This window comes from Nocardiopsis sp. JB363, assembly GCF_900143625.1.
Classification (GTDB): domain Bacteria; phylum Actinomycetota; class Actinomycetes; order Streptosporangiales; family Streptosporangiaceae; genus Nocardiopsis.
In genome coordinates this window covers 1-15,238 of the sequence record NZ_FRFF01000087.1, presented here as the reverse complement: position 1 = coordinate 15,238, position 15,238 = coordinate 1, and the positions used below count along the sequence as shown (strand labels likewise).

Annotated in this window: 16 protein-coding genes; 3 read left to right on the top strand and 13 right to left on the bottom strand. The window is 67.1% G+C overall.

The annotated features are described in order from the left end of the window. Positions 1 to 284 precede the first annotated feature (284 nt). From BQ8420_RS13000 to BQ8420_RS12980, 5 genes are all read right to left on the bottom strand, one after another. Complete coding sequence (locus tag BQ8420_RS13000) at positions 285 to 1,379, bottom strand: ABC transporter ATP-binding protein (protein ID WP_087098783.1); 1,095 nt, start codon at positions 1,377 to 1,379, stop codon at positions 285 to 287. Next, complete coding sequence (locus BQ8420_RS12995) at positions 1,376 to 2,497, bottom strand: ABC transporter ATP-binding protein (protein ID WP_087098782.1); 1,122 nt, start codon at positions 2,495 to 2,497, stop codon at positions 1,376 to 1,378. The genes BQ8420_RS13000 and BQ8420_RS12995 overlap by 4 nt, the downstream gene beginning before the upstream one ends. Positions 2,498 to 2,499: 2 nt before the next feature. Further along, the gene (locus tag BQ8420_RS12990) at positions 2,500 to 3,513 is read right to left on the bottom strand and encodes an ABC transporter permease (RefSeq protein ID WP_087098781.1); all 1,014 of its coding nucleotides are present in this window, start codon (positions 3,511 to 3,513) and stop codon (positions 2,500 to 2,502) included. After that, positions 3,513 to 4,517 carry an ABC transporter permease gene (locus BQ8420_RS12985; protein WP_087098779.1) on the bottom strand — a complete coding sequence of 335 codons (1,005 nt, stop codon included), beginning with the start codon at positions 4,515 to 4,517 and terminating at the stop codon, positions 3,513 to 3,515. The genes BQ8420_RS12990 and BQ8420_RS12985 overlap by 1 nt, the downstream gene beginning before the upstream one ends. Positions 4,518 to 4,657: 140 nt before the next feature. Next, complete coding sequence (locus tag BQ8420_RS12980; RefSeq protein WP_087098777.1) at positions 4,658 to 6,325, bottom strand: ABC transporter substrate-binding protein; 1,668 nt, start codon at positions 6,323 to 6,325, stop codon at positions 4,658 to 4,660. A gap of 354 nt (positions 6,326 to 6,679) precedes the next feature. On the opposite strand from BQ8420_RS12980, the gene BQ8420_RS12975 reads away from it, so the two are divergent. Next, positions 6,680 to 7,081 (top strand): hypothetical protein, encoded by a 402-nt coding sequence (locus BQ8420_RS12975; RefSeq protein WP_087098775.1) that lies wholly within the window; start codon positions 6,680 to 6,682, stop codon positions 7,079 to 7,081. A gap of 66 nt (positions 7,082 to 7,147) precedes the next feature. Here BQ8420_RS12975 and BQ8420_RS12970 read toward each other — a convergent pair whose 3' ends face one another. Further along, a complete protein-coding gene (locus BQ8420_RS12970) occupies positions 7,148 to 7,642 on the bottom strand; it encodes a hypothetical protein (protein WP_235006146.1) in 495 nt (164 codons plus the stop codon). A gap of 100 nt (positions 7,643 to 7,742) precedes the next feature. Beyond that, positions 7,743 to 8,258 carry a gluconokinase gene (locus tag BQ8420_RS12965; RefSeq protein WP_087098771.1) on the bottom strand — a complete coding sequence of 172 codons (516 nt, stop codon included), beginning with the start codon at positions 8,256 to 8,258 and terminating at the stop codon, positions 7,743 to 7,745. Between the two features lie 133 nt (positions 8,259 to 8,391). Between BQ8420_RS12965 and BQ8420_RS12960 the strand changes: the two genes are divergently transcribed. Continuing rightward, positions 8,392 to 9,102 carry a FadR/GntR family transcriptional regulator gene (locus BQ8420_RS12960; protein ID WP_087098769.1) on the top strand — a complete coding sequence of 237 codons (711 nt, stop codon included), beginning with the start codon at positions 8,392 to 8,394 and terminating at the stop codon, positions 9,100 to 9,102. Positions 9,103 to 9,141: 39 nt separating this feature from the next. Here the strand turns inward: BQ8420_RS12960 and BQ8420_RS12955 are convergent, their stop codons facing one another. Further along, a complete protein-coding gene (locus BQ8420_RS12955; RefSeq protein WP_087098767.1) occupies positions 9,142 to 10,518 on the bottom strand; it encodes a GntP family permease in 1,377 nt (458 codons plus the stop codon). A 324-nt stretch (positions 10,519 to 10,842) separates the two neighbouring features. Here BQ8420_RS12955 and BQ8420_RS12950 point away from each other — a divergent pair, with 324 nt between their 5' ends. After that, on the top strand, positions 10,843 to 11,394 hold the full coding sequence (locus BQ8420_RS12950; protein WP_087098765.1) for a hypothetical protein: 552 nt from the start codon (positions 10,843 to 10,845) through the stop codon (positions 11,392 to 11,394). Positions 11,395 to 11,523: 129 nt separating this feature from the next. On the opposite strand, the gene BQ8420_RS12945 is transcribed toward BQ8420_RS12950, so the two are convergent. The 5 genes from BQ8420_RS12945 to BQ8420_RS31900 form a co-directional block, all read right to left on the bottom strand. After that, positions 11,524 to 12,102: a maleylpyruvate isomerase family mycothiol-dependent enzyme gene (locus BQ8420_RS12945; protein WP_235006144.1), complete on the bottom strand. Its 579-nt coding sequence runs from the start codon at positions 12,100 to 12,102 to the stop codon at positions 11,524 to 11,526. Positions 12,103 to 12,226: 124 nt separating this feature from the next. Then, a complete protein-coding gene (locus tag BQ8420_RS12940) occupies positions 12,227 to 12,751 on the bottom strand; it encodes a hypothetical protein (protein WP_160049304.1) in 525 nt (174 codons plus the stop codon). Positions 12,752 to 12,764: 13 nt separating this feature from the next. Beyond that, positions 12,765 to 13,874, bottom strand: coding sequence for a helix-turn-helix domain-containing protein (locus BQ8420_RS12935; RefSeq protein ID WP_087098761.1), 1,110 nt, complete (start codon positions 13,872 to 13,874; stop codon positions 12,765 to 12,767). Positions 13,875 to 14,451: 577 nt separating this feature from the next. Further along, the gene (locus BQ8420_RS12930; protein ID WP_087098759.1) at positions 14,452 to 14,787 is read right to left on the bottom strand and encodes a hypothetical protein; all 336 of its coding nucleotides are present in this window, start codon (positions 14,785 to 14,787) and stop codon (positions 14,452 to 14,454) included. A gap of 107 nt (positions 14,788 to 14,894) precedes the next feature. Beyond that, on the bottom strand, positions 14,895 to 15,238 hold a 344-nt coding region (locus BQ8420_RS31900), incomplete at its 5' end, for an ATP-binding protein (RefSeq protein WP_200815919.1).

Below are 15,238 nucleotides of genomic sequence, written 5' to 3'. Positions count from 1 at the left end.
CACACCCACCCTCACCCCGCCCAACAACCCCAAGAAACACAACCCCAGGCGCACCAAACACCCACCTGACCGCACTCGGTGCGCGGTTGATCGGTGGAGCTGGTCGCCCTGCGCGAAGGTGTCGTGGTGGAGCAGGGCTGCTCGCCACCAAGGTGAAGCCCGCCTCCGGGCTCTCACTCACTCACGCACTCACATACGCACGCGAACGCGCGGGCACCCCGTCATCGGAGCACCCGCGCGTTCTCTGGTCACTTCCCGCTCAGCTCATGCCGTGCACGATCCACTCAGCTCGCACCGTGCACGATCCGCTCGGCTCGCTCCTCGCTGGGCTGGATCTCACCGGTCAGGATCTGCTCGGCGTAGTGGCAGGCCACCCGGTGGGTGCCGCTCTTCAGCAGGCGCAGCTCGGGCCGCTCGGTGTCGCACAGCTCCTCCTGGCGCCAAGGGCACCGGGTGTGGAACCGGCAGCCCGTCGGCGGGTTCGCGGGCGAGGGCAGGTCGCCGGCGAGCAGGATCCGCTCGCGGGAGTTCTCGACCGTGGGGTCGGGGACCGGCACCGCCGACATCAGCGAACGGGTGTAGGGGTGCATCGGGGTCTCGTACATCTCGTCGCTGGTGGCCTCTTCCACCAGCGCACCCAGGTACATCACCCCGACGACGTCGCTGACGTGCCGCACGACCGCGAGGTCGTGGGCGATCACCAGGTACGTCAGCCCCATCTCGTCCTGGAGTTCCTCCAGGAGATTGAGCACCTGCGCCTGGATGGACACGTCCAGCGCGGACACGGGTTCGTCGCAGATGATCAGGTCCGGTTGGAGGACCAGCGCGCGGGCGATGCCGATGCGCTGACGCTGGCCACCGGAAAACTCGTGCGGGTAGCGCTTGAGCGCCTTGGCGGACAGGCCCACCCGCTCCAGGGCGTCGACGACGCGGGCCTGCCGATCCTCCCGGATCAGTCGACGACGCTCCTTGGCGGTGGTGTTCTCGGGGAACTCCTCGGGTCCACCGATGCCGTGGGTCTCCAGGCCTTCCATGAGGATGGCGCCGACGGTCTGCCTCGGGTTGAGGCTGCCCAGCGGGTCCTGGAAGACCATCTGGAGGTTGGCGCGTTCGCGGCGCATGGACTCGGGGTCGAGTCCGGCGAGGTCGCGCCCGCCGAACCACACTTCGCCCTCGGTGATCTCGTTCAGGCGCAGGACGGCCCGGCCCAGAGTGGTCTTGCCACAACCGGATTCGCCGACGAGGCCGTAGGTCTGGCCCTTCTCGACGTTCAGCGACACCCCGTCGACGGCTTGGACGTGCCCGATGGTGCGGTCGATGAGCACGCCGCGCTTGATCGGGAAGTGGACCTTGAGGTCCTTGATCTCCAGCAGGCTCATCCCCGCTCCTCCTCGTCTTCGCCTTCGACTTCGACTTCGACTTCGTCGGCCACGGTCGGGCTGTCCAGGACCGCCCGGTCCGCCACCGCCGCGTGGTCGATGGGGTTGACGCAACGGTGAACGTGCCCGCCGCCGTCACCGCCGCCATCGCCGTCACCGCCGTTCTCCATGGTCACGAGCGGGGGCGGCCCCTGGAGGCATTCCATCGTGTAGTGGTCGCAGCGGGGGGCGAACGCGCAGCCGTCCGCCCAGGCGATGTTGTCGTTGACCGAACCGCGCACCGGGGTGAGCGGTTCGCCGCGCGGGGCGTCGAGCCTCGGGATGGACCCGAGCAGACCCACGGTGTAGGGGTGCGTGGGGTCGGCGAACAGCGGTTCGCGCGGCGCGGTCTCCACCGCCCGCCCCGCGTAGAGGACGTTGATGTCGTCGCACAGCCCGGCCACCACACCCAGGTCGTGGGTGATCATGAGCAGGGCGGTGCCCTCCTCGGTGACCAGGTCCTTGAGCAGTTCCAGGATCTGCGCCTGGATGGTGACGTCCAGTGCGGTGGTGGGTTCGTCCGCGATCATCAGGCGTGGCTTACAGGCCACCGCCATGGCGATGAGCGCGCGCTGACGCATTCCACCGGACAGTTGGTGCGGGTACTCGTTGAGCCGTCGCGTGGGGTCGGGGATGCCCACCCGGTACAGCAGGTCGGCGGCCTCCTTGCGTGCCACAGCCCCGCGCATCCCCCGGTGTCGCTTGAGGATCTCGGTGACCTGCAGGCCGATGGGGACCACCGGGTTGAGCGAGCTGAGCGGGTCCTGGAAGATCATCGCCATCTGGGATCCGCGCAGGTCCCGCAGCCGGCGCTGGGAGATACGGAGCAGGTCCGCCTCGCCTCCGGGCAGCTGCATGACGGCGCTGCCACCGACCTTGACCCCCCGGTCCGGGAGGAGCCCCATCAGGGCCAGGGAGGTGACGCTCTTTCCGCAGCCGGACTCGCCGACCAGGCCCGTGACGCGGCCTTCCTCCAGGCTGAAGGAGACCCCGTCGACGGCGCGCGTTTCACCGGACCCGCGCCGGTGGAACACCACGGACAGCTCGTCCACCGCCAACAGCGGCGTGCTGGAACTCATGGTCACTTCCTCAACTTCGGGTCGAGCGCCTCACGCAGGGACTCCCCCAGCAGGGTGAAGCCGAGCGCGGTGATGATGATGCCCAGGGCCGGGTAGACGGCCAGGGCCGGTGCGCTGGACAGGAATCGCTGGGCCTCGGAGAGCATCGTGCCCCACTCCGGGAAGTTCGCGTCGGGGTTGCCCAGACCCAGGTAGGACAGGGCGGCCGCGTCGATGATGGCGGTCGCCAGGGTGAGCGTGGACTGGACGAGCACCGGCCCCATGGAGTTGGGCAGGATGTGCGTCAGGGTGATCTTGTGGTTGCGCACACCCATGGCCTGCGCGGCCAGCACGTACTCGCGGTTGCCCTGGGAGATCATCGCGCCGCGCAACAGGCGGGCGAAGATCGGGATCTGGGCGATACCGACCGCGAGCATGACGGTGGTCAGGCTGGGTCCGACGAGCGCGGCGACGGTGACGGCGAGCAGCAGGGAGGGCAGCGCCAGCATCATGTCGATGACGCGCATGATGACGTTGTCGATCTGACGTCCCCAGCGGCCTCCCAGGACCGTGCAGGCGCCGGCGACGCCGCCGAGCAGCGCACCGAACAGGAAGCCGACGAAGGTGGCGACCACGCCGACCATGAGGGTCTGGCGGGCGCCGATCACCATGCGGGAGAACAAGTCGCGGCCGAGGTGGTCCAGGCCCAACCAGTTCTCGGCGCGTGGTCCGACGAACTCGTTTCGGTTGGGGAAGACCTCGCTGCCCCAGGTCTGGGCGGTGGGACTGTAGGGCGCGATGAGCGGGGAGAGCAGCGCCACCAGCACGAACACGACGACGATGATCGCGCCGGTGATCGCCATGGGGCTGCGCCGCATGCGGCCGAAGGCCTCGCGCCAGATCCCGGCGCCGTGTCCGTCGTCGCTCCGGTCGCCCATGAGTTCGGCGAGCCGGTCGACCTTGGCGGCCTTGCGCTTGTGGAGAGGTTCCTTCTCTTCGGTCTCGGAAGGACTCTGGGAGCTCGGTGTCGTAGGCATCACTGGGCCCGCACTCTCGGGTCGAGGAGGCTGTACGAGATGTCGACCAGGAGGTTGATGAACACGTACATGGTGGCGATGAGCAGGATGAACCCGGTGAGGACCGGATAGTCGCGTTCCTGGGTGGCGATGTAGACGAACGAGCCGATACCCGGGAAGGCGAAGACGCTCTCGGTGAGGACGGCTCCCGCGAAGAGGCTGCCCGTGAGCAGGCCGACGGCGGTGACCACCGGCAGCAGGGCGTTGCGCAGCACGTGGCGGGTGCGCACCGTGGTCCGGTTCAGCCCCTTGGCGTTGGCCGTGCGCACGTAGTCCTCTTGCATCACCTCCAGGACGCTGGCCCTGGTCATACGGGTGATGACGGCCAACGGGATGGAGGCCAGCGCCAATCCCGGTAGCGCCAGGTGGGCGAGTGCGTCCCAGACCACGTCCCATTCACGGGTCATGACGCCGTCCAGGACGACGAACCCGGTGATGTCGGTGCGGGTGATCCCCGGTGCGAGCCGGAACGCCGACGGGAACAGGCCCATGCCCTCGGCGAAGACCACCTTGAGGATGAACGCGAGGAAGAAGACCGGGGTGCAGATGCCCAGGAGGGAACCGCCGACGGCGGCGAAGTCCAGGATGGTGCCGCGGCGGCGCGCGGCGAGGTAGCCCAGGGGCAGACCGATGACGACGGCGATGAGGATCGCGGTCAGGCCCAGTTCGAACGTGGCGGGGAACCTGAGGAGGAATTCGTCCAGGACCGGGCGTGAGGTCTGGAGCGAGGTCCCGAGGTCGCCTTGGGCGATTCTGCGTAGGAAGGCCAGGTACTGAACCATGAGCGGTTCGTCCAGGCCGAGCGACCGCCGCAGCATCTCACGCTGTTCGGGGGTCGCGTCGTCGGGGAGGAGGGCGTACTCCGGTCCGCCCGGCAATCGTTGGAGCCAGACGAACAGCAGGATCGACAGGCCACCCAGTGTCGGGATGAGCTGTAGGAGTCGCCTGACGATGAATCGCAGCACCTTCGCCGCCTTTCGCCAGTGGTGGGAGGTTCGAGTGGTCGGGGGTCACCCAGGGGGAGGCGCGGCGACGGAGGGACACCGCCATGGGGTTCCCGTGGGTCCGGGCCCGACCGACGTCGCGGTCGGGCCCGGTGAAGGTGTTACTTCCAGGAGGCTTCGCCGAAGTTCTCCTGTGTCAGCGGGCTGACGTTGGGCGGCTCGACCTCCGGAGCGAAGGCGATGGAGGGCGGGGAGCTGGAGATGGGCAGACCCGGCAGGGCGTCCATGACCATCTCGTTGAGCTCCTGGTAACCGGCGACGCGCGCTTCCTCGTCGGGGTTGGTGCTCACCTCGGTCATCTTGTCGAAGAGCTCGTCCTCGTCCATGCCCCACGCGTCGTTGTGCGTGGAGAACCAGGTGCCGATGAAGTTGTAGGCGTCGTTGTAGTCACCGGTCCAACCGAGCAGGTACATCGGGCAGTTGCCGCTGTCGACCTGGCCGGAGTAGACGGACCACTCGTAGGGGGTGGCCTCGACGTTGACGCCGACTTCCTGGAGGTCTTCGGTGATGACGTCGAAGATGTCCTTGGGGGCGGGCATGTACGGGCGGGTGACCTCGGTCGGGTAGCAGAACTCGACGTCGAAGCCGTCTTCGTACCCGGCGTCGGCGAGCATGTCGCGGGCCTTGTCCGGGTCGTAGTCGAAGGTCCGCACGTCCTCGGACCAACCGTCGAGGGTGTCGGGGTGGAACTGCGTGGCCACCTCACCGCCCTCGGGGAGGATGGTGTCGACGATGCGCTGGCGGTCCACCGCGTGGGAGAGGGCCTCACGGACCTCCATCTCGCCGAGCGCGTCGTGGCTCTCCTGCTGGTAGGCCATGTAGAGGACGTTGAACACGTCACGGGTGGGCACCTGGAATCCGGCGTCCTCCAGCGGGGCGACGTCGGCCGGGGCGACCAGGTCGTACCCGTGGATGTCACCGGCCTCCAGCGCCTGACGGCGGGCGGTCTCGTCGGGGATGCCCCGCAGGATCATGGTCTCGAAGCCCGCCGCTTCGCCCCAGTAGTCTTCGTGGCGGTTGAGGGTGACCTCGGCCTGGTCCTGGTTCCACTCCTCGACGGTGAACGGACCGGTGCCGGCGAGCGAGCCGGCGTTCTGGGCGAAGTCAGGCAGGCTCAGGTTGCCCTCGTCACCGGTGACCTCCTGGCCCTCCATGGTCTCCAGGGTGGTGGGGCTCATGATGCCGAAGGCGGCGAGGCTGAATCCACCGGGGAAGATCGAGGAGTACTCGGAGATCTCGATGACGGCGGTGAGCTCGTCCTCGGCGTCACAGGAGACGTAACGGGACTCGCCGGTGCTGAAGTCCTCGTCGGGCTCGGCGAATCCACCGAAGATCGACTGCCAGTAGTAGGACAGGTTGGAGCTTTGGTAGGCGCCGGTCAGGTTGTTCCAGCGGTCGAAGTTGGCGCAGACGACCTCGGCGTTGAATTCGTCGCCGTCGTGGAAGGTGACGTTGTCTCGGAGGTTGAAGGTCCAGACGGTGCCGTCCTCGGACTGGTCCCAGGTCTCGGCGAGACCGCCGACGATTTCCGACCCACCGGATTCGTGGTCCAGAAGGGTTTCGAAGACCTGACGGCTGTACCGGTAGGTCTCGCCGTCGTTGGTGAGGAAGGGGTCCAGTGACGTGATGTCACCGGCGGCCCCGAAGACGAACGGTTGGTCGCCATCGCCGGAGTCGCGGTCACTCTCCGCACAGGCTGTCGCCACCAGGGTGAGTGCCGCCGCGACGGCCAGGAGGCCGAGCGGCTTTCGGGAAGACTTCGTGAACATGTGGTCCACCTCAGGGGGACGTGGGGTTGAGGCCCAGAACGATTGCTGTGGACCCTAAACCGCCTTGCGACCTCCTGGGAAGATAGACGGCTGGGTATTAATACAACCGTTTCAGATCTGTGCCGTGATCCATAGCTCGGCTTTTGGCGTCCAGGTGTTCAACTGTTCGGGATCTTAAAGGGGGCAACGGAAAACCGAATTCCGTGACCCTGAGTGCACACCGCAATACATTCCCACAAAGTTGTCCAATCATAGGATGACTTGACTTTTCCGACCTGATATCCGATTTCCCGGTTCCTCTCAATGGTGGACCGGGCGGACCGGGGTACCCTCCGGCCGTCCTATGATCTGCGAATGGACACTCCCCTGGACGACGCGTCCCTCACCGCGTTCCTCGAAGGTCAGGACAGCGCCTGGCTCACCGAACAGCTGATGCTGATCGCCGATGAGGACCCCATCACCCGCATCCGCCTGAGCGGTGCCGCCGGAGCGGAGAGCGCAGTCGAGGAGGCACGTGCCCTCGTGCTGTCCCTGGTCAACGCGCACCTGCCCGGCGAGATCGCGGAAGGTGCCGAGGACGATCCCCTCCACCGCGCCCTCGACCTGTTGGACGACCTCATCGACTACGGCTTCGACGACGAGACCGGCGATGTCGCGGACGAGGCCCGCGAGGTGTACATCGCCCGTCACGGAGAGGACGACGGCGAGCACCTGGCCAGACTGCACGTCCTGGCCGACGGCGACGATGACGACTGACCGGGCATGAGGAAGGGCCCGGCGGTTCACCCACCGGGCCCTGTGTCGAAGTGGAGGGGCCTGGTGCTACTCGTGGCACCAGCGGCGCACGTTGGTGCTCCACAGCGCGATGTTGAGGACGATCGCGGAGAGTGCCGCCACGATCCCCGCCAGCATCAGCGGGGTGTCGGCGAGCCAGGCCGCCATGAACAGTGTGAACAGCGCGACCCCGAGGGCGACCAGCGAACCGAACTGGGAGGCCCGCCAGAGCACGTGACCGGCCCGACGGACCGGCAGTGCCAGCGCGATCAGGCCGAGACCGACCAGGGCCGCCATCACGAGCAGCATCCACAGTTCGGTCGTCACACTCGTGTGGACGCCTTCGGACAGCATGCTCCCGACCAGGTAGGCGAGCAGGCCGTACAGGACGGCGGCGACGAACATCAGGACAAAGGTCTGTCGCACGTCCAGCGGGGGTCGCACTCCCGGATGACGCGCGGCCAGCAGACTCTGCCGGGGCGGCGGGACCACACTGAAGGGTCGGGGCGCGGTAGTGGTGGGGGACGGTTGGGAGTCTTGCATGACGAACAGGGTCGCGTGCCGCGCCCGACTACACAAGTGGAGCAATGCCACACAACGGACAGTGTCCGTCGCGTGACGTTGAGTCGGTGCGCGGCCGGGATCAGACCCCCGTGGCCCCCGTCCGCTCCCCCACGTACTCCAAGGTCTGCGACGTGAGCACGTCGAGGTCCCCGCGCACGTCGAGCTCCAGGCCCACCTCGTCCGGGTCGAGTCGCTCCAGGGTCTCCAGCTGCGAACGCAACAGCCCGGACGGCATGAAGTGATCCTCTCGGGCGTCGAGCCGCTCCCGGATCACCTCCTCCGACCCGTGCATGTGGAGGAAGTGCACATCCGGTGCCCCATCGCGCAGCACGTCCCTGTAGTCGCGCTTGAGCGCCGAACAGGCCATCACGGTGGACTCGCCCAGGGCGTCGTGCTCACCGATCCAGCGCGCCAGCTCACGCAGCCATGGCCACCGGTCCTCGTCGGTCAGGGGCACCCCCGATTCCATCTTGCGGATGTTGGTCTCGGGGTGGAAGCCGTCGGCTTCGGCGAAGGGCAGTTCGAGCCGGCCCGCGACCCGCTCGGCCACACTCGTCTTGCCACTTCCCGACACACCCATGACGACAAAGTGCATGCTCTCTCCGTCTCGTGGCCCGCCCCTCGGCGGCACCACCAATAGTGTTATCAATCATTCCCGTTAGGCTTCAGCCTGACCCCCGGCCCAGCGCGGCCGAAGCAGCAGAACCGGGAAGTTCGAGGGATCACCGATGGGCACGACGCACCGCACACTGCACAACCGGGTGCTGGCGGTGCTCGGCCCCGCGATCGCCGCGGGCGAGTACGCCTGCGGCCACGCCTTCACACTGAGCGGGCTGGAACAGGAGTTCGGGGTCTCCCGGACGGTCGCCCGCGAGGCGGTGCGGGTCTTGGAGTCCATGGGTCTGGTGGTCAGCCGCCCCCGCACCGGCATCCGGGTCCGGCCCCAGCGCGACTGGAGCGTCTTCGACCCGCAACTGATCCGCTGGCGCCTGGCCGGGTCCGCCCGCATGGACCAACTCCGGTCCCTGAACGAACTGCGCGCCGCCGTGGAACCGGGCGCCGCCGCCCTGGCCGCCGAACGCGGCCCCGCCGACGAGCGGGCCCAGTTGGTGGTGCTGGCCGAGCAGATGACGCTGACCGGTCGGGCCGGCAAGCTCGACACGTTCATGGACCTGGACGTCACGTTCCACCGGCGCATCCTGGAACTGTCCGGCAACGAGATGCTGTCCGGGCTCTCGGACGTGGTGACCGAGGTCTTGGTCGGCCGCACCTCCTACGACCTGATGCCAAGGCAGCCCCGCCCGGAGGCGCTGCGCCTGCACACGGCGGTGGCGCAGGCCATCCGGGACGGGCTGCCGGACGTGGCCGAGGCGGCGATGCGGGCCATCGTCACCGAGGTCTCCGACGCCCTGAAGGGCACCCACCCCTCGCAGAGGTGAGTCGCGGTCGGGTCGCCCGGTGACCATGGCCCGTTCCACCTACAGGACCAGGGACAGGCCGAACGCGAACGCGAAGCCGATGAAGCCGATCAGGGTCTCCATCACGGTCCAGGTCTTGAGCGTGGTCTTGACGTCCATGCCCAGGAAGCGACCGACCAGCCAGAACCCGGAGTCGTTGACGTGCGACAGGGCCGTGGCGCCGGAGGCGATGGCGATCACGATCAGGGCCAGGTCGATGGAGCTCAGCCCCGAGGTGGCCTGCACAGCCGGGGCGATGAGGCCGGCCGCAGTGGTGATGGCGACGGTGGCCGAACCCTGGGCGACGCGCAGGGCCAGGGCGATGATGAACGCCGCGAGGATGACCGGCATGCCCGTGGACTCCAGGCTGTCGGCGAGGGCGTCACCGATACCGCTGGTGCGCAGGACCCCGCCGAACATGCCGCCGGCGCCGGTGATGAGGATGATGGCGCAGACCGGGCCGAGCGCCCCGCCGACGATCTCCTCCACCCGTCCGCGGGTGAAGCGGCCCTTGCTGAGCACGAGCATCGTGTAGACCACGGTGATGAGCAGGGCGATGGGGGTCTCGCCGACCAGTTGCATGGTCTGCACCCACACGGCGTCCTCGGACACCGCGCCGGTGGCAGCGATGGTGGTGATGCCGGTGTTGGCGAAGATCAGCAGCATCGGCAGGAGGAGGACGCTGATGACGGTCGCCAGGCGCGGCGGGTTCTCGTGCTTGACCTCGCCGTCGGACATGATGTCGTCCGGGACGGGGAGCTCCCAGCGCTTGCCCGCCCACAGGCCGAACAGGTAGCTGGCCAGGTACCAGGTGGGGATGGCCAGGAGTGCGCCGACGAGCAGGGTCAGGCCCATGTCGGCGCCGATCTCGACGGCGGCGGTGACCGGGCCGGGGTGCGGCGGGACGAACGCGTGCATCACCGCGAAGGCGCCCGCGGTGGGCAGGGCGTAGAGCAGCACGGAGCCGCCCACGCGACGAGCGACGCTGAAGACGATCGGCAGCAGCACGACGAGGCCGACGTCGAAGAAGATCGGGAAGCCGAACAGCAGCGAGGTCACGCCCAGCGCCAGCGGGGCCCGTTTCTCGCCGAACAGCTTGATGAGGGCACTGGCCAGGACGGCCGCGCCGCCGGTGATCTCCAGCAGGCGGCCGATCATCACACCGAGGCCGACCAGGAGGGCGACGCTGGCGAGTGTTCCGCCGAAGCCTTCCAGGAGGGTGGGCACCACCCCGGAGACCGGGATGCCGGCGGCGAGCGCGGTGAGCACGCTGACCAGTACGAGCGCGATGAAGGCGTGCAGTTTGAATCTGATGATCAGGAACAGCAGGAGCGCGATGGCGCCCGCCGCGATCCCGAGGAGGGGACCCGTGCCGTAGACGGGTTCGAAGTTCTCCACGACGGAGCCTTCCACTGGGCGGGGTGGGACTGGCGGACACCGAGTACCGCCTTGACCTGCTCTTTGACCAGGCTCCGAGAATGGTAATACCATTTGTGAGCTCCTGTGAACGTCCCGGTGAGGTTCTGTGACGGAGACGCAGGTCACAGGCCTGAAATTTTCCCGAAGAGCCACTTCTCGGCTCGGCGCGCACGGCCGGAACCGGCCGTACGCATCACGCGGAAAACGCACTCACCAGCGGGAACGGGTCGACGGCCATGGAGTGGGTCCGCCTCTTCACGATGCGCCCTCCTAGGGCGCTTTCCACGCCCGTAGGGTGAGCGAATGCCTACGACCCCCGAACTCCAGCGGCTGGACGACCGGATCCGACGCCAAGGGATCATCATCCTCAGCGTCTTCGCCTTCATCTGGGCGGTGGCGGGATGGGGGAACCTGAGTCAGGCCCCGATCGTGGCGATGACCGTGTCCGCGTTGGTCTCCCTCGCGGTGTTGATCTTGGGCATCCGCCACGCGAACCAGGGTCACCGGCGACGCGAACGCGTCCTCCCACCCTCATGGAATCGTTGGGTGGGCCTGGTCAACATCGCCCAGATCGTGATCATCGCGGCGGCGGTGTTCACCCTGGTGCGCACCGACAACCTGATCTTCCTGCCGCCCACGATCGCGCTGATCGTGGGGCTGCACTTCTTCCCCCTGGCCCCGCTCTTCGGCCAGAAGCAGTACCGGTGGACGGCGTCGGCCCTGTGCCTACTGGCGGTCGCCGGTTTCACGGCCGCTCTCACCGGCGCGGCACTGACAGTGGTCATCGCCGGCGTCTGTGTGACGGCGGCCGTCATCCTGTGGGCCGCCGCGATCCACATCGCCGTCCGCAACTGACCCCTCAGCCGTCCATGCGTTCCCTCAGCAGCGGGACACCCTCGCCCTCCAGTGATTCGAGGTGCGCCGAACGGCCGGTCATCGCCATGATCAGCGATAGCGTGTCCCCGCGGACCTCGGGCCCGTCCCCTACCAGGAAGGGGCCGTCGGTGGCCCGCGGACCTCGGGCCCGTCCCCTACCAGGAAGGGGCCGTCGGTGGCCCGCAAACGAAGGTCCCGCACCCGGCTCTTGGCGACGACCACCTGGTCCGTGCCCCGGTAGTACTCGGCGACCCTGGTCAGCAGGTCCACCGGTCTTTCGTTCGCCAACCCCAGTGGTCGCCGGATGTCCTCCCCGTGCACGATCACCTCACCCAGGATCGCCAAACGTGGCAACGGTGGCGAGGTGGTGCTGTCCACGGCCGAGCGGAACCTCGCGAGGGTGCCCGCCCCCGAGTCGCCCAGGTGTTCGGCCAGCCGCATGGCGACTTGCGCGTCGAAGTCGAACCGGCAACGCACTACGCCGGCGAACCACTGGAACCCGGTGAGGCTCGCCGAGGCGGTGAGGTGCGCGAGCACTTCCCGCACGGAGAAGTCGGAGCACAGCGACGGCGTCGCCCAGCGTTCTTCTGTGATTCCGGCAAGGTCCTCGGCCAACACCGTTCGTTCCCTGTGGATGAGCGGCCAAAGATCCGCCTGGGACTTACGCGGGACGGAAGGAGACGTCATCGGTCACTCCTAGTTCAGGTGCTCCACACACCCACCCAGTAGATATCGAAAACCCCACCCCACGCCACCCCGACCAAGCGGACCTGTGGATAACCCCACCCCGGTCATGCCGCCCTCACAGGTATCAAGGCAGGAGCCCCTGTTCATACGCCCAGGACAAGACGCTTTCTCCTGATGAGACAGGCAAATACATGCCGGTGGTCAACAAGTCGTCCACCACTCGGGCCGTGAGGTCACGGTCTCTACCGAAAAGCACCTTGTAGGCCTCGATCACGATCCACAAAGTGTCGCGCGTGGTCACTTGGAACCGTCGGGCCTGCGCTACCGCCGCACGTTCATCCAGGATCGCGACCATATCCCTGTGCCGGGCGCAAGCGATGACAGCGCATTCACCAAGATGTTCGCTCAAATCACCGCCCATCTGAGCCTTGACCTGCAACTGAGACCAAACTTCCACCTCGGTCAGCACAGCGATCTCGGCCCAGTGGACGGCGGCGACGGGTGGGATGTTCGCGTGGCGCTCCCTGCCTCGCTCGATTTCGCTGTTCACCTCATTGGGCACCAGCACGACACCACCGGGTGCGAGCTTTTCGATGATCTCCTGGTGACCGGCACGGCAGAGATGTGTGTAAGTGCTCGTGTCCATCACCCATGTACGGGAATCAGTCATCGTGGCCCGTGAATGAATCTCGGAGGTCGTCCAACGTGGGTGCCTGTCGGCGTGGCAATTCGGTCGGCGCCAGGGTCCCCCTCAACAGCTCGACCGTCCGATCAGCCGTGAGCCGCCCAGTGGTGTATCCGTTCACGCAGGCCGCGGCGAAACCGGGCGAGACGTAGGGGGCGGAGAGCTCGTTGTCCCAGGAAAGCCCCAGACGTAGATAGTCGCCGGCCCGTGGTTCCTCCTGGTTCAAGGCACCGAACTCGTCATGACCGATGAGCCCGAGGTTTCTGAGCTGCCCGAGTACGGCCGACCAGCTGAGTCTGAACAGCGCTCCGACGGTGAGGGCCCGTTCACGGACGCCCCATTTCGTATGTCTGTTCCAGACATCGCAGACACCGGACCTGGGTGCGAGGAAGTGGATGGCGAACGAGTTGATCATCTTCTCGCTCGACAGGGAGGCCCTGGAGTCATAGGCGTCACCGCAGAGCCAATGGCCCAGTTCGTGCGCCAAAGTCATCCGACGACGGCCGGCCGGAGCGTCACCGTTGATGACCGCCGCGCCGAGTGTCCGCTCCTTGGTATCGACCTCGACGCAGCCGCCGTCAGGACCGTTCTCCCCCAGGGCAGCCGAGAAGGTGTGCAAACCGAGGCGGTCGCATACGGCGCCCAGGTCCCATACCGGATCGTCACGCAGGTCCAGGCGGCGCCGGATGTTCTTCGCCAGCTGTTCGGCGGTTTCGTGATCCTGCGGAGTGCACGCTTGGACCGATCGCTCAACGGGGCTGAGCAGTTCCATCTCCAAAAGCAGACGAACGTCCGCGGAGAACTGTTCGATCTCCATGTCCAGGGAACGGCTCGTGCCATGTGCTCGCACCGTGTCGCTTCGACGACTCACCGCCGCGGGGACCGGGTCGGCGACGAAGTAGGCCAGTGGCCGCCCCAACTCGTTCGCGACCGCGACGAGTTCGGGGACGCTCAGCTTGCGTTCGCCCTTCTCCAGCCTGCTGACCGCACTTCGGTCCATCCCGAGGGCGAGAGCGACCTCTTCCTGCGTCTTGCCCACGTGCTCACGAGCTTGAGTGATCCGGTTCCCGAGCGCGACCTTGTCCATGTGTGTGATTTTCACACATCACTGACAGCAGTGTCGATGGAACGCTGAGTTCGCACGAAAACGCGGGCATCCAAGGGCCTCTAGGCAGCGCGAAGTGGGCGGCCAGTGAAGCACCCCCGATATCGAGCAGACACCAGAACCCCCACTCCGCGCCACCCCGACCAAGCGGACCTGTGGATAACCCCGCACGTGCGGGGAGCAGGAACTCGGGCGCCTGACCCCGTTGCCCGAAGGGGGTCCATCCCCGCGTGCGCGGGGAGCAGTGCGGAACACGGTGTTCTCCTCGGGTTGTACGGGGTCCATCCCCGCGTGCGCGGGGAGCAGGACGCGTGGGGCAAACTCACCCTCGTGGATCGGGGTCCATCCCCGCGTGCGCGGGGAGCAGTCTTTCACCTGGGAACTTACCAATGGCAACCAGCCAAAATTGCAACTTCCCAAGAAACAGACAAAAGCGGCACATTTGAGGATTTCGTTCTTGGAGGATAACCGGGTGGGTGGTGGGTTATCCACAGGCCGGGTGGTGCTTGGTGGCGTCACCCGGTCCGGGCGTGGTCTTCTGGATATCGGGGGCGCTTGTTCAAGCGCCGACCTTGGGCTGCCAGACGCGGGGGCGGCGGAGACGGGAGTGGGCCCACAGGTGGGCGAGCAGGTCATCCCAGTCCCTGGCCTCGTACAGACCGGTCCGGGAAGCCACCCAGAAGGATTGCGTGGACTCCCCGAACCACACGATGAGGCGGGGGTGCAGGGCCTGAAGTCGGTTGGCCCGCTGGTGCTCGGAGGCGAACTCGGAGCGCTGGCCGCCGAGCAGGGGAAGACCCTGGGCACGGGTGGTCCGGCAGATGCGGTGGGCACAGGAGGCACAAGTCAGGCCAGAGTCCTGCGGACGACGGGGAGCCGGGATAGGATTCGTCATTGATCCTGCTTTCTTAGTAATCGCAGCTTGGAATTCAGGGTGTGTGGGGCTCAGGAGACGTTGCAGCGTCTGCTGAGCCCTCTTTCGTGTGGGTGCGCCCGGAAAGGTCAGAGACTCGCCCAGAGGTTGTCATTCAAATCGGCGGCCAGGAAGAACCAGACGTGGCGAGCCTCGGGGACCCCGTTGTCGCCCCACTTGGTGGCCAGAGCGTCGAGCATGGCCAGACCCCGGCCGGATTCGGACTCGGGGTTCAGCCCCTCGGAGTCAGGGGCCAGGGATCCGAAGTCGGCGGGTATGAGGTTTCCTCGGTCGCGGCAGGTCAGGTGGAGTCCGTGGGTGGTCCGGTGCACCTGAAGGTCGTAGGAACCACCGGGCAGGCTGGAGCGGGTGTGCCGAAGCCCCGGTGGGCCGCTGGCGAGGTGCCCGGAATGGGTCCTTTTCCAGCGGCCTC

Bases quoted from the DNA above. Each gene is read 5' to 3' on its own strand.
- BQ8420_RS12975 (WP_087098775.1), top strand. From the start codon at position 6,680: ATGGACACTCCCCTGGACGACGCGTCCCTCACCGCGTTCCTCGAAGGT.
- BQ8420_RS12930 (WP_087098759.1), bottom strand. From the start codon at position 14,787: ATGACGAATCCTATCCCGGCTCCCCGTCGTCCGCAGGACTCTGGCCTG.
- BQ8420_RS12970 (WP_235006146.1), bottom strand. From the start codon at position 7,642: ATGCAAGACTCCCAACCGTCCCCCACCACTACCGCGCCCCGACCCTTC.
- BQ8420_RS12965 (WP_087098771.1), bottom strand. From the start codon at position 8,258: ATGCACTTTGTCGTCATGGGTGTGTCGGGAAGTGGCAAGACGAGTGTG.
- BQ8420_RS12935 (WP_087098761.1), bottom strand. From the start codon at position 13,874: ATGGACAAGGTCGCGCTCGGGAACCGGATCACTCAAGCTCGTGAGCAC.
- BQ8420_RS12945 (WP_235006144.1), bottom strand. From the start codon at position 12,102: ATGACGTCTCCTTCCGTCCCGCGTAAGTCCCAGGCGGATCTTTGGCCG.
- BQ8420_RS12980 (WP_087098777.1), bottom strand. From the start codon at position 6,325: ATGTTCACGAAGTCTTCCCGAAAGCCGCTCGGCCTCCTGGCCGTCGCG.
- BQ8420_RS12990 (WP_087098781.1), bottom strand. From the start codon at position 3,513: ATGCCTACGACACCGAGCTCCCAGAGTCCTTCCGAGACCGAAGAGAAG.
- BQ8420_RS12995 (WP_087098782.1), bottom strand. From the start codon at position 2,497: ATGAGTTCCAGCACGCCGCTGTTGGCGGTGGACGAGCTGTCCGTGGTG.
- BQ8420_RS12950 (WP_087098765.1), top strand. From the start codon at position 10,843: ATGCCTACGACCCCCGAACTCCAGCGGCTGGACGACCGGATCCGACGC.
- BQ8420_RS13000 (WP_087098783.1), bottom strand. From the start codon at position 1,379: ATGAGCCTGCTGGAGATCAAGGACCTCAAGGTCCACTTCCCGATCAAG.
- BQ8420_RS12960 (WP_087098769.1), top strand. From the start codon at position 8,392: ATGGGCACGACGCACCGCACACTGCACAACCGGGTGCTGGCGGTGCTC.